9 protein-coding genes are annotated in these 12,567 nt (G+C 68.7%); 6 read left to right on the top strand and 3 right to left on the bottom strand.

All coding sequences use genetic code 11. From position 1 onward, the window contains the following. Positions 1 to 58: 58 nt before the first annotated feature. Positions 59 to 3,598 (bottom strand): DNA polymerase III subunit alpha, encoded by a 3,540-nt coding sequence (dnaE, locus tag OG407_RS15315; RefSeq protein WP_403595328.1) that lies wholly within the window; start codon positions 3,596 to 3,598, stop codon positions 59 to 61. Between the two features lie 178 nt (positions 3,599 to 3,776). Here dnaE and OG407_RS15320 point away from each other — a divergent pair, with 178 nt between their 5' ends. From OG407_RS15320 to OG407_RS15340, 5 genes are all read left to right on the top strand, one after another. Further along, positions 3,777 to 5,102, top strand: coding sequence for a DUF2252 domain-containing protein (locus OG407_RS15320; protein ID WP_327404754.1), 1,326 nt, complete (start codon positions 3,777 to 3,779; stop codon positions 5,100 to 5,102). 68 nt (positions 5,103 to 5,170) lie between these two features. Further along, positions 5,171 to 5,860: a hypothetical protein gene (locus tag OG407_RS15325; RefSeq protein ID WP_405858469.1), complete on the top strand. Its 690-nt coding sequence runs from the start codon at positions 5,171 to 5,173 to the stop codon at positions 5,858 to 5,860. 86 nt (positions 5,861 to 5,946) lie between these two features. Then, entirely contained in the window at positions 5,947 to 6,765 is an 819-nt protein-coding gene (locus OG407_RS15330; RefSeq protein ID WP_403595322.1) for a DsbA family protein, read from the top strand. Positions 6,766 to 6,845: 80 nt separating this feature from the next. Next, on the top strand, positions 6,846 to 8,507 hold the full coding sequence (locus OG407_RS15335) for an alkaline phosphatase D family protein (RefSeq protein ID WP_405858471.1): 1,662 nt from the start codon (positions 6,846 to 6,848) through the stop codon (positions 8,505 to 8,507). 97 nt (positions 8,508 to 8,604) lie between these two features. Then, entirely contained in the window at positions 8,605 to 8,928 is a 324-nt protein-coding gene (locus tag OG407_RS15340) for a hypothetical protein (protein ID WP_405858473.1), read from the top strand. Positions 8,929 to 8,943: 15 nt separating this feature from the next. On the opposite strand, the gene OG407_RS15345 is transcribed toward OG407_RS15340, so the two are convergent. After that, positions 8,944 to 9,513: a dienelactone hydrolase family protein gene (locus OG407_RS15345; protein WP_405858475.1), complete on the bottom strand. Its 570-nt coding sequence runs from the start codon at positions 9,511 to 9,513 to the stop codon at positions 8,944 to 8,946. A 29-nt stretch (positions 9,514 to 9,542) separates the two neighbouring features. Between OG407_RS15345 and OG407_RS15350 the strand changes: the two genes are divergently transcribed. Then, positions 9,543 to 10,664 (top strand): mechanosensitive ion channel family protein, encoded by a 1,122-nt coding sequence (locus OG407_RS15350; protein WP_405858477.1) that lies wholly within the window; start codon positions 9,543 to 9,545, stop codon positions 10,662 to 10,664. A 759-nt stretch (positions 10,665 to 11,423) separates the two neighbouring features. On the opposite strand, the gene OG407_RS15355 is transcribed toward OG407_RS15350, so the two are convergent. After that, entirely contained in the window at positions 11,424 to 12,164 is a 741-nt protein-coding gene (locus tag OG407_RS15355; protein WP_405858478.1) for an SDR family NAD(P)-dependent oxidoreductase, read from the bottom strand. Positions 12,165 to 12,567: the final 403 nt, after the last annotated feature.

The raw sequence follows: 12,567 nt of genomic DNA on the forward strand, positions 1-12,567 counted from the left end.
CAGGCATACACCGAGGGGCGCGTCCGTTGGCGGACGCGCCCCTCGGTCGTGCGGTCGCTCAGCCGGCCAGGCAGGCCGCGCCGAGCAGCACCTTCAAGTCGCCGAACAGCGCCGGGTCGGGCTTCACCCGGTGCTTGTCCAGGCGCAGGATCGTGGTCTTGGTCGGGCCCTGGAGCTTGATGCGGACCTCGCTGTCGCCCCGGTGGTGGCTGAGGATCTCGCCGAGCCTGCTGATCATCGGCGGCGTGACCCTGGTGGCCGGGATGGTGAGGATCACGGGCGCGTTGGTGCCCACGTTCGACACGTCCGGGACCTGCATCTCCATCGCGACCAGGCGCGGCACGTCCTCGCGCTTGTCGAGGCGGCCCTTGACGAACACGATGGTGTCCTCGACGAGTTGGGTCGACACCAGCTGGTAGGACGCCGGGAAGAACATGCACTCGATGGAGCCCGCGAGGTCCTCGACGGTGGCGATCGCCCAGGCGTTGCCCTGCTTGGTCATCTTGCGCTGGAGGCCCGAGATGATGCCGCCGATGGTGACGACCGCGCCGTCCGAGTGCTCACCTCCGGTGAGCTGGGCGATGCCCGCGTCGGCCTTGTCGGACAACACGTGCTCCAGGCCGAAGAGCGGGTGGTCGGAGACGTACAGACCGAGCATCTCCCGCTCCTGCGCGAGGAGATACGTCTTCTCCCACTCGTCGGTGGTGAACTCCACGTCGAGTCCGAAGCCGGGCTCGCTGGTGTCCTCCTCGCCCATGCCGCCGAAGAGGTCGAACTGCCCCTCGGCCTCCTTGCGCTTGACCGCCACCACGTTGTCGATCATCGGCTCGAAGTGCGCGGTGAGGCCCTTGCGGGTGTGCCCCAGGGTGTCGAACGCACCGGCCTTGATGAGGGATTCGGTGGTCCGCTTGTTGCAGGCGGCGGCCTCGACCTTGTCCAGGTAGTCGGGGAAGGAGCCGTACTTCCCCTTCGCCTTGCGGGACCTGATGATCGAGTCGACCACGTTCGTGCCGACGTTGCGCACGGCCTCCAGGCCGAAGAGGATCACGTCGTCGCCCTGGGCGGCGAAGTTGTGCACCGACTCGTTGACGTTCGGCGGGAGCACCTTGATCTTCATGCGGCGGCACTCGTTCAGGTAGATCGCGGACTTGTCCTTGTCGTCCTTGACCGAGGTGAGCAGCGCCGCCATGTACTCGGCCGGGTAGTTGGCCTTCAGGTAGGCGGTCCAGTACGAGACCAGGCCGTACGCGGCGGAGTGCGCCTTGTTGAAGGCGTAGCCGGCGAAGGGGACCAGGACGTCCCACAGGCCCTGGATCGCCTCGTCGCTGTAGCCGTTCTTCTGGGCGCCGGCCTGGAAGATGGTGAAGTTCTTCGCCAGTTCGTCGGCCTTCTTCTTGCCCATCACGCGGCGCAGGATGTCGGCCTCGCCGAGCGAGTAACCGGCGACGATCTGGGCGGCCTTCTGCACCTGCTCCTGGTACACGATCAGGCCGTAGGTCACCGCGAGGACCTCCTCAAGGGGCTCCTCCAGCTCCTTGTGGATCGGCGTGATCTCCTGCCGCTTGTTCTTGCGCTCGGCGTAGTTGATGTGCGAGTTCATGCCCATCGGGCCGGGCCGGTACAGGGCCGAGACGGCGGAGATGTCCTCGAAGTTGTCGGGCTGCATCTGGCGCAGCAGCGAACGCATCGGGCCGCCGTCGAACTGGAAGACGCCCAACGTGTCGCCGCGGCAGAGCAGTTCGAAGGTCTTGGGGTCGTCCAGCGGGAGGGCGAGCATCTCCAGGTCGATGCCCTTGTTGGACTTCACCATCTTGATGGCGTCGTCCATGATCGTGAGGTTGCGCAGGCCCAGGAAGTCCATCTTCAGCAGGCCGAGCGACTCGCACTGCGGGTAGTCCCACTGCGTGATGGTCACACCGTCGGTGTGGCGCACCCACACCGGTGCGTGGTCGACGATGGGCTCGCTGGACATGATGACGCCGGCCGCGTGCACGCCCATCTGCCGGACCAGGCCCTCGACGCCCTTGGCGGTGTCGATGACCTTCTTGACGTCCGGTTCGTTCTCGTACATCCCGCGGATCTCGCCCGCCTCGCCGTAGCGGGGGTGCTTGGGGTCGGTGATGCCGGAGAGGTCGATGCCCTTGCCGAGGACGTCGGCGGGCATCGCCTTGGTGAGCCGGTCGCCCATCGCGTACGGGTAGCCCAGCACGCGCGCGGAGTCCTTGATGGCGTTCTTGGCCTTGATCTTGCCGTAGGTGCCGATCATGGCGACCTTGTCGGCGCCGTACTTCTCCGTCACGTACCGGATCACCTCGACGCGCCGGCGCTCGTCGAAGTCGATGTCGACATCGGGCATGGAGACGCGCTCGGGGTTGAGGAACCGCTCGAAGATCAGGCCGTGCGGGATCGGGTCGAGGTCGGTGATGCCCATGGCGTACGCGACGATCGAGCCGGCCGCGGAACCACGGCCGGGGCCGACCGCGATGCCGTTGTTCTTCGCCCACATGATGAAGTCGGCGACCACGAGGAAGTAGCCCGGGAACCCCATCTGGATGATGACGTCCATCTCGTAGTCCGCCTGCTTCTGGCGGTCGTCGGGGATGCCGCCCGGGAAGCGGCGCTCCATCCCGCGGCGGACCTCCTCCTTGAACCAGGTGATCTCCGTGAAGCCGTCCGGGATGTCGAACTTCGGCATGAGGTTCTTCGCCTCGAACATGCCGGAGGTGTCGATCTGTTCGGCGACCAGGAGGGTGTTGCGGCAGCCCTCCTGCCAGGCGTCCGAGGAGTCCACGGCGTACATCTCGTCGGTGGACTTCAGGTAGTAGCCGGTGCCGTCGAAGCGGAAGCGGTCCGGGTCGGAGAGGTTCTTGCCGGTCTGGATGCAGAGCAGGGCGTCGTGCGCGACCGACTCGTGCGCGTACGTGTAGTGCGAGTCGTTCGTCACCAGGGGCGGGATGCCGAGCTTCTTGCCGATGTCCAACAGGCCGTCACGGACCCGGCGTTCGATCTCGATGCCGTGGTCCATCAGCTCCAGGAAGTAGCGGTCCTTGCCGAAGATGTCCTGGTACTCGGCGGCGGCTTTCAGCGCCTCTTCGGGCTGGCCCAGGCGCAGCCGGGTCTGCAGCTCGCCCGAGGGGCAGCCGGTGGAGGCGATGAGCCCCTCGGACCACTGGGAGATGGTCTCCTTGTCCATGCGCGGCCACTTCTGGAGCCAGCCCTCGGCGTACGCGTCCGAGGACAGCTTGAAGAGGTTGTGCAGACCCTTGCTGTTCGCCGCCCAGATCGTCTTGTGGGTGTAACCACCGGAACCGGACACGTCGTCGCGCTTCTGGTGCGGCTGGCCCCACTGGATCTTGCGCTTGTTGCGCCGGGACTCCGGGGCGACGTACGCCTCGATGCCGATGATCGGTGTGACGCCCGCCTTCTTCGCCGTGTGGAAGAAGTCGTAGGCCCCGTGCAGGTTGCCGTGGTCGGACATGGCGATATGGCTCATGCCCATCTCGTTGCACGCGTCGAACATGTCCTTCAGCCGCGCGGCACCGTCCAGCAACGAGTACTGGGTGTGGACGTGCAGGTGCGTGAACGGCGGCTTTGACACGGCTTGGCCTCCAGGGGAAACGATCGACAAAATGCGGCGGGCGGTCTGGGGGGACGAGACCGAATCCTATGCCTCGCCACTGACACACGGCGGGCACTCCCACGTACCTTCAAGCGTTGGAAAGTGACGACAGACCCGTCACATGTCACGCACCACCCGTACCAGGAGGCACAGAGCGATGTCGGTTCCGCAGCTCAACGACGAGCACCGCGGCGAGGAGATCCTTGCCGTCTTCGACACCGCCTTCGGCGAGCTCCTGGCCGCCGACCCGGCCGCGTTCCGCGTGAAGTTCCGCAAGATGGCAGCTTCGGCGTTCGCGTTCTACCGGGGCACGGCGTGCCTCTTCTACCACGACCTCGATGCCGAGAAGCGGGGCGGCCCGTACCTGGACGACCGCACCTCGCGCGTGTGGATCCACGGCGACCTGCACGCCGAGAACTTCGGCACGTACATGGACTCGAACGGCCGCCTGGTCTTCAACGTCAACGACTTCGACGAGGCCTACGTCGGCCCCTTCACCTGGGACCTCAAGCGCTTCGCCGCCTCCGTCGCGCTGATCGGGTACGCGAAGGCGCTCAGTGACGAGCAGATCACCGAGCTGGTGCAGGTCTACGCGGGCGCGTACCGCGAGCGGGTGCACGCGCTGGCGACCGGTGCGAAGAGCGACGAGGTGCCGCCGTTCACGCTGGACACGGCCGACGGCCCGCTGCTGGGCGCGCTGCGCACGGCCCGCTCGCTGACCCGCTTCGAGCTGCTGGACTCGATGACGGAGATCCGTGACTTCGAGCGCCGGTTCGCGCCGGGCGGCGGCTCCATCGAGCTGGACGCGGCGACCCGTTACAAGGTCCTCGCGGCCTTCGACGGCTACCTGGAGACGCTTCCCGAGTCCTCCCTGGACCACCCCGACTCCTACCGCGTCAAGGACGTCGTCGGCCGCCGGGGCATCGGCATCGGCTCGGCCGGGCTGCCGTCGTACAACATCCTTCTGGAGGGCAACAGCGACGCCCTGGAGAACGATGTGGTGATCTACATCAAGCAGGCCCAGACGCCGGCCGTCTCGCGGCACATCACGGACTCGGCGATCCGGGACTACTTCCAGCACGAGGGCCACCGCACGGTGATCTCCCAGCGCGCCCTCCAGGCGCACGCGGACCCGTGGCTGGGCTGGACGGAGCTGGGCGGGACCGGGCAGCTGGTCGCCGAGGTGTCGCCGTACGCGGTGGACCTGGACTGGAGCGACATCGACGACCCGGAGGAGATCGCCGCCGTCGTCGCCGACCTCGGGCGGGCCACGGCCACGATGCACGCGGCGGCCGACGACCAGTCCGGCGAGTCCCTGGTGCCGTTCTCCACGGAGCGGGCCATCGACGCGGCGATCGCGGCCGACGAGGACGGCTTCGCGGGCGTGCTCGTCGACTTCGCGCACAGCTACGGCGCACGCGCGCGTGCCGACCACCAGACCTTCGTCGACCTGTTCCGCAACGGCCGGATTCCGGGTCTGTAACCATCCGTACGCTCACAGGAACCCTTTAGGGGTCCCTTACCGGAGCACATGACAGACTCTCCTCCGCTATGGACATATCCGGGATCCAGCTCAGGGCCGTACGCGCGGCGCTGTTCACGGCACTGGTCGTGACGCTCAGCACCGCGTCGCACGTGCTGCTGTCCCGGGTTCCGCTTCCGCTCGGCACGGTGGCGGCGATCGCCGCCACCGTGTTCGTGATCGCCTACGCGCTCGCGGGCCGCGAGCGCGGCTTCGGCCGGATCGCCGCACTGCTGATCCCGCTGGAGCTGGCCGCCGACACGGTCTTCACCACCGGCCAGCACGCCTGCTACGGCAGGGCGGGCGGCCCGGTCGCCGGACCGCTGCGCGCGGTCGGCCTGGACGTGCTGTGCAGCGGCGGTGATGTGGGCACCTCGCTGGCCCGCGTGACCGGCGATCCCCATCAGGCGGCGGCACTGCTCGCGCACACCGACGCCACCGCCGCCTGGCTGCTGCTCGGCGCGCACATCGGCGTGGGCCTGCTGGCCGCCGCCTATCTGCGCCGCGGCGAGCGCGCCCTGTCCGAACTGCTGCGCGCGGCAACGGCGGTGGGCTTCCGCCCGCTGCTGCTGGCCGTCGCCGCGGTGTCGGCCCGACGCACCGCGCCGGTCCGCCGGCTGCCGCGCGCCACGCACTGCGTGGCCACCGCCCGTGAGCGGCTGCTGGTGCACTCCCTGGGACGGCGTGGACCGCCGTGCTCGGTCCTGCCCGCGGTCTGAACACCCCACAGGTACCTGAGCACACATCAGTCCCCCACACGTATTCCGCGTACGACGTGTACGCGTCCCATATGGAGATCACCAACATGAGCAAGCGGAACAGCGCGGCGGCCAAGACGCAGGCCCGTGAGCGGCTGCGCGCCGAGCGCGAGCGCCAGGCCAAGCGCGCCAAGGTCAAGCGGCAGATCATCGTCGCCGGTTCGGTCGTCGGCGTCCTCGCGATAGCCGGCGGCATCGGCTACGCCGTCGTGCAGAACAACAAGCCCAGTTACTGGGAGGGCCTGAAGGACGCCAAGGTCACCGCCCCGGCCAACACCTCGGGCACCAAGGGCACGACGGTCGTCATCGGCAAGTCCACCGCGAAGAAGACCCTCAAGGAGTACGAGGACCCGCGCTGCCCGGTCTGCGCCCAGTTCGAGCAGACCGTCGGCTCGACCGTCGTCCAGGACATCGACGCCGGCAAGTTCAAGATCCAGTACATCGGTGGCACGTTCATCGACAACAAGGACAACGGCGAGGGCTCGAAGAACGCGCTGAGCGCCCTGGGCGCCGCGCTGAACGTCAGCCCCACCGCGTTCCTGGACTACAAGACCGCGCTGTACTCGACGAAGTACCACCCCGACGAGACGACCGACAAGTTCAAGGACGACAGCTACCTCATCAAGGTCGCCAACACGGTCTCCGCGCTGAAGAACAACACGAAGTTCCAGACCGCCGTCAAGAAGGGCACCTACGACGCTTGGGCGATGGCCATGTCGAAGACCTTCGACGACAACAAGGACGGCGTGACGGGCACCCCGAGCTTCGTCATGAACGGCAAGATGCTGACCGCCGACACCCAGGGCAACGCGCCCATGACGGTGGCCGACTTCACCAGGGTGGTGGACGCGGCCCTGAAGGGCTGAACCAACGGCCGGCGGAAGAGCGGGCGAACTTTCACCAGTTCGCCCGCTCTTGTTAATACCAGTCAGTAACCTGTTCGCTCGTGACCAGTCGATACAGAGCACCCGAGAGCGTCAACTCGCCCTCCCCGCGCCGCCGTACGGTCGTCAAGGCCGCGGCCGCCACCGCCGTCCTGGCCGGCCCACTGATCGCCGCGCTGCCCGCCAGGGCCGCCACCGACACCCCCTCCTTCCTGCACGGGGTCGCCTCCGGGGACCCGCTCCCGGACGGCGTCCTGCTGTGGACCCGGGTGACGCCCACCGCCGAGGCGGTCCCCGGCTCCGGGCTCGGCCCGGACACCGAGGTGAGCTGGACCGTAGCCACCGACAAGGCGTTCACGAACGTCGTCTCCAGGGGCTCGCTCACCGCGACCGCAGCCTCCGACCACACCGTCAAGGCCGACATCCGCGGCCTGGCCCCGGCCACCGACTACTTCTTCCGCTTCTCGGCCGGCGGCACCGACTCCCCGGCGGCGCGCACCCGCACCGCGCCGGCGGCGGACGCCAACGTGACCGGCCTGCGCTTCGGCGTCGTCACCTGCGCCAACTGGGAGGCGGGCTACTTCTCGTCGTACCGCCATCTCGCGGCCCGCAACGACCTGGACGCGTGGCTGCATCTCGGGGACTACATCTACGAGTACAAGTCCGGCGAGTACGCGGCGCGCGGCACGGTCGTACGACAGCACGCGCCCCTGAACGAGATCATCACGCTCGCCGACTACCGCACCCGGCACGGCAAGTACAAGACCGACCCGGACCTCCAGGCGCTGCACACCAAAGCACCGGTCATAGCGATCTGGGACGACCACGAGTTCGCGGACAACGCCTGGTCCGGCGGCGCGGTCAACCACACCGAGGGCGCGGAGGGCACCTGGACGGCCCGTCAAGCGGCCGCGAAACAGGCGTACTTCGAGTGGATGCCGGTCCGCCCGGCGATCGCGGGCACCACCTACCGCCGCCTGCGCTTCGGCAAGCTGGCGGACCTCTCGCTCCTCGACCTGCGCTCCTTCCGTTCGCAGCAGGCGAGTTCGGGCAGCGGTTCGGTCGACGACCCGGACCGTACGATCACGGGACGCGCCCAACTCGACTGGCTGAAGGCCGGGTTGAAGGCGTCCGACACCAAGTGGCGGCTGGTCGGCAACTCGGTGATGATCGCGCCGTTCGTCGTCGGCGCGCTCTCCGCCGACCTGTTGAAGCCGCTCGCCAAGCTGCTGGACCTGCCGCAGGAGGGGCTCGCCGTCAACACCGACCAGTGGGACGGCTACACCGACGACCGCCGTGAACTCCTCGCGCATCTGCGCTCGAACGCGATCGGCAACACGGTCTTCCTCACCGGCGACATCCACATGTCCTGGGCCAACGACGTACCGGTGGACGCCGGCACGTACCCGCTCTCGCCCTCCGCGGCAACGGAGTTCGTGATCACGTCCGTGACCTCCGACAACCTCGACGACATCGTGAAGGTCCCCGAGGGCACGGTCTCCGCGCTCGCCGCACCGGTCATCCAGCTCGCCAACCGGCACGTCCACTGGGTCGACACGGACCGCCACGGCTACGGCGTCCTCGACATCACCGCCGACCGCGCGCAGATGGACTACTACGTCCTGTCCGACCGCACGTCGGCGACCGCGACCTCGTCCTGGGAGCGGTCGTACCGAACGCGCAGCGGCACGCAGAAGGTCGAGCGGACCTACAACCCCGTGTAGCCGAAAAACAGTTGGAGTGGCCCAGACGTTGATGTGTACATTGCATCGCGTCAAGATCAACCATGATTGGAGTCACATGGCCACCCCCCAAGGTGTTTTGACGAAGGCCGCAGTACTCACAGCCGCCCTGGCTTTCGCCGGGCTCACGTCGACGTCCGCTCAGGCCCTGGAGAACACGGCCGCGGCGGCGCCGGCGTTCGTGAACCTGGTCACGGCCGAGAGCTCTCCCATATATGCCCAGCCCACGTCCTCGTCGACGCGGTACCGCACGGAGCCGGCGGGCACGACCCTGCGGATCCAGTGCTCGACCACCAACACCCCTTCGGGGGCGATGTGGTACAGGCTCTACGACGCCCAGCCGACGTCCTGGGTCTGGTCCGGTCACTTCATGTCGCTGGTCAACCCGCCCAAGAAGTGCTGACCCGGTAGGCAGCCGCTACAGGCTGTCGAGGAAGCCGAGGGCCACCCGCCAGGTGGCCTCGGCGGCCTCCTCGTCGTAGTCCGGGAGGTCGGGGTCGGTGTACAGATGGCCGGCCCCGGCGTACCGGTAGATCTCGACGTCGGCGCCCGCCCTGCCCATCTGGAGGTACCAGGAGCTGAGCCAGTCGTCGGTCTCGAACTGGTCGGGCTCGGCGACGTGCAGCTGCACCGGCAGATCGTCGACGGAGGCGTTGGCCACGATGTCCGAGGTGCCGTGCAGGAGGAGCAGGCCGCGGGCCTTCTCGTCGCCGAGGGCGAGGGTCTGCGCGACGGAGGCGCCGAGCGAGAACCCCGCGTAGACGAGGCCGCGCTCCGAATAAGGGGCGGCGGCGAGCACGGCCCGCTTCAGCACCTCGTCCTTCCCGATCCCGTCGTTGAAGGCCATGCCCTCCTCGACCGTCTCGAACGTATGCCCCTCGAAGAGGTCCGGGGTCCACACCTCGTGGCCCGCCGCGCGCAGCCGCTCGGCGGCGCCCTGCACCGCCGGCCGGAGACCGTACGTGGAGTGGAAGAGCATGATGTTCATGAAGCCATCGTGCCAGTACGGTCGGACACATGGAGAACGTACTGCGCCCGCTGATCGTCATCGGCGGCTCCGTCGTCCTCACGCTGCTCATCGGCTGGGTCACCGACCTGCTGCTGCGCAAAGCGGACGCCCGGCACGACGACACCACCCTGTGGGGCCTGCTGCGCCGCGGCCGGGTGCCCTACCAGCTGGTGCTCTGCGCGGCCCTGCTCAGAGCCTCCTACGACCAGGCACAACTGCTGGAGGAACACCGGATCGGCATCGGCCAGACCCTGACCCTGGTGCTGATCGGCGCCACCGCGTGGCTGATGATCCGGGTCGCGGCGGCGATCGTGGAGTCGTCGTACGCGCGCTACGCCCGCGCCTCCCGCGACGCTGCCCGGGTCCGCCGGGTCCGGACCCAGGTGACGCTGATCACGCGGGTGGTGGCCGCGATCGTCGGCGTGGTGGCGGTCGCCGCGATGCTGCTGACGTTCCCCGCGATGCGCGCGGCCGGCGCGTCCCTGCTGGCCTCGGCGGGCGTCCTCGGCATCGTCGCCGGTGTCGCTGCCCAGTCAACGCTCGCCAACCTCTTCGCGGGTCTGCAGATCGCCTTCGGTGACATGGTCCGCATCGGCGACACGGTGGTCGTGGACGGCGAGTGGGGCACGATCGAGGAGATCACCCTGACCTTCCTGACGGTCCGCACCTGGGACGAACGCCGGATCACCATGCCGGTCTCGTACTTCACGTCCAAGCCCTTCGAGAACTGGTCCCGCGGCACCCCCCAGATGACCGGCATCGTCTACTTCCAGGTAGACCACTCGGCCCCGGTGGACGCGATGCGCACCCAGCTCCGCGAAATCCTGCGCGCCTGCCCCGCCTGGGACGGCCGCAGCTACGGCCTCGTCGTCACGGACACCACCCCCAACACGATGGAGGTCCGCGCCCTGGTCACGGCCAAGGACGCGGACGACATCTGGACGGTACGGGTCACCGTCCGCGAACAGATGATCCGCTGGCTGTACGTGGAGCATCCGTACGCCCTCCCCCGCGTCAACACGGCGGACGCGGCACCGATCCCGGGGGAGGATCCGTCACCGAACGGCGGGGGTGGGGTTGGGGGCGCAGGGCGTGCGGCGCATGAGCCTCCGGGGGGTAACCGGGGGTGAGGGTCGGGCGGGGCGGGGCGTGCCGCTCGGCTGAGGGCCACGGCCGAATCGCCCACCCACGCCCACCCGTTCACCGCCGGTTGAGGGGTGGGCGTTTGCCGCTGGGGTGCGGCGCCGCCGGCGGCGGACCGTGGGTAAGGGCGGCTGGCCGGTTCCCGTGCCGGGCGAGTACCCCCTCACCTACGAACGACAGAGCCAGACCGGGTCCGGGCGACTCCGGCCCCTCAACGCCCATGCTGGGCAACGCCGTTGGACTGACCGACCCGCGAAGCGACCGGCGACCGGCTACGACCGAGCACCGCGAGCTGGCTACGCCTGAGCAACTCCGGGCACCCCAACACCCTTGCCCAGCACCACCATTGGCCCGAACACCCAGCGAGGCATCCGATCCCCGACAGCCAGAGCAACCAGCCGGCCCAAACTCGCAACGCCCATGCCCGGCGAGAAACCTCCCCCAACCCGAACGCCCAAGCCCTACCCCGAGGCCAGTGCCGGGTGCCTCAATCCCCGCGCCCGGCAACGCCGTTAACCCGGCCAACCAGGGAGGCAACCCAGGACCCAGCCGTCGGCGAGACCAGCCGCCCCAAGGCCGCACAGCAACCATGCCGGGCGAGAACCCCTCCCTCACCCATGAACGACACAGACGGAACCAGGGCCGGCGAGTCCCGACGCCTCAACACCCACGCTGGGCAAGGCCGTTGGTCTGAGCAACCCGCGAAACGACTGAGACCCGGCTACGACTGAGCAACTCCGCTCCTCTCAACGCCCCCGCTCAGCCCCGCCATTGACCTGAATCACCTGCGAAGTCACATGCCCAGCAGCCGGGGACGCGAGCCAGTGCAAGGTCGCGGCGACATCCCCTGGCGTACCGGCCCGACCGGTCGACGTGTCGTTGATGAGCCGTTCACGCCGGGCGGGATCGATCGGCGGCCCGAAGAACTCGGTGTCCTCGATGTACCCGGGCGCGACCACGTTCACGGTGATGCCGCGCGGGCCGAGATCCCGGGCCAGGTCATAGGCGTACGGATGCAACGCCGCCTTGGCCCCGCCGTACGCCCCGCTCCCCGAACCCCGGTACGCGGCGATGGAACTGACGAACAGCACCCGCCCGCCCGGCTCCGCGAGCCGTGGCTTCAGCGCCTCGGTGAGCAGCGCGGCGCTCAGGGTGTTGATGCGGAAGTTGACGGTCCAGTCGTGCGCGACACGGTCCAGCGGATCACCGCTCGCGCTCCCCGGTTCCAACGCCCCGGTACCGCCCGCGCCGTGCACCAGCACATCCACGGTCCCGAACTCCTCGGCGACGAACCGCCCGACCCCGCGCACCACTTCGGGCTCACTCAGGTCCCCGGCGTACGTCAACGCCCCCGGCACCCCGGCCTTCTCCAACACCTCGCGCCGACGCCCGAGGAGCAACACCCGATCCCCGTCACCCGCGAAGGCGTGCGCCGCCGCGAGCCCAATTCCCGTACCGCCACCACTGATTACAACGTTGCGAGCCATGACGCGAGCCTACAAACAGGGCGAGAGCAAACACGAACCAATTCAAACGGCGCCCCACCGACAACGCTCAACCCGCAGCCGCCGACGACGCCCCGCCCCCACGGCAAACGCCCACCTTCCAGCCCACGGCGAACGGGCAGTGCGCGGGCGGGCAAACACTTCAACCCGCAGCCGCCAACGACGCTCGCCCCCACCCCAAACGCCCACCCTCCAGCCCACGGCGAACGGGCAGTGCGCGGGCGGGCAAACACTTCAACCCGCAGCCGCCAACGACGCTCGCCCCCACCCCAAACGCCCACCCTCCAGCCCACGGCGAACGGGCAGTGCGCGGGCGGGCAAACACTTCAACCCGCAGCCGCCAACGACGCTCGCCCCCCACCCCAAACGCCCACCCTCCAGCCCA

Source organism: Streptomyces sp. NBC_01515, assembly GCF_045040345.1.
Taxonomy (GTDB): domain Bacteria; phylum Actinomycetota; class Actinomycetes; order Streptomycetales; family Streptomycetaceae; genus Streptomyces.

Excerpts from the sequence above, each read along its gene's own strand:
- OG407_RS15345 (WP_405858475.1), bottom strand. The coding sequence starts at position 9,513 with ATGAACATCATGCTCTTCCACTCCACGTACGGTCTCCGGCCGGCGGTG.
- OG407_RS15325 (WP_405858469.1), top strand. The coding sequence starts at position 5,171 with ATGGACATATCCGGGATCCAGCTCAGGGCCGTACGCGCGGCGCTGTTC.
- OG407_RS15355 (WP_405858478.1), bottom strand. The coding sequence starts at position 12,164 with ATGGCTCGCAACGTTGTAATCAGTGGTGGCGGTACGGGAATTGGGCTC.
- OG407_RS15330 (WP_403595322.1), top strand. The coding sequence starts at position 5,947 with ATGAGCAAGCGGAACAGCGCGGCGGCCAAGACGCAGGCCCGTGAGCGG.
- OG407_RS15350 (WP_405858477.1), top strand. The coding sequence starts at position 9,543 with ATGGAGAACGTACTGCGCCCGCTGATCGTCATCGGCGGCTCCGTCGTC.
- OG407_RS15320 (WP_327404754.1), top strand. The coding sequence starts at position 3,777 with ATGTCGGTTCCGCAGCTCAACGACGAGCACCGCGGCGAGGAGATCCTT.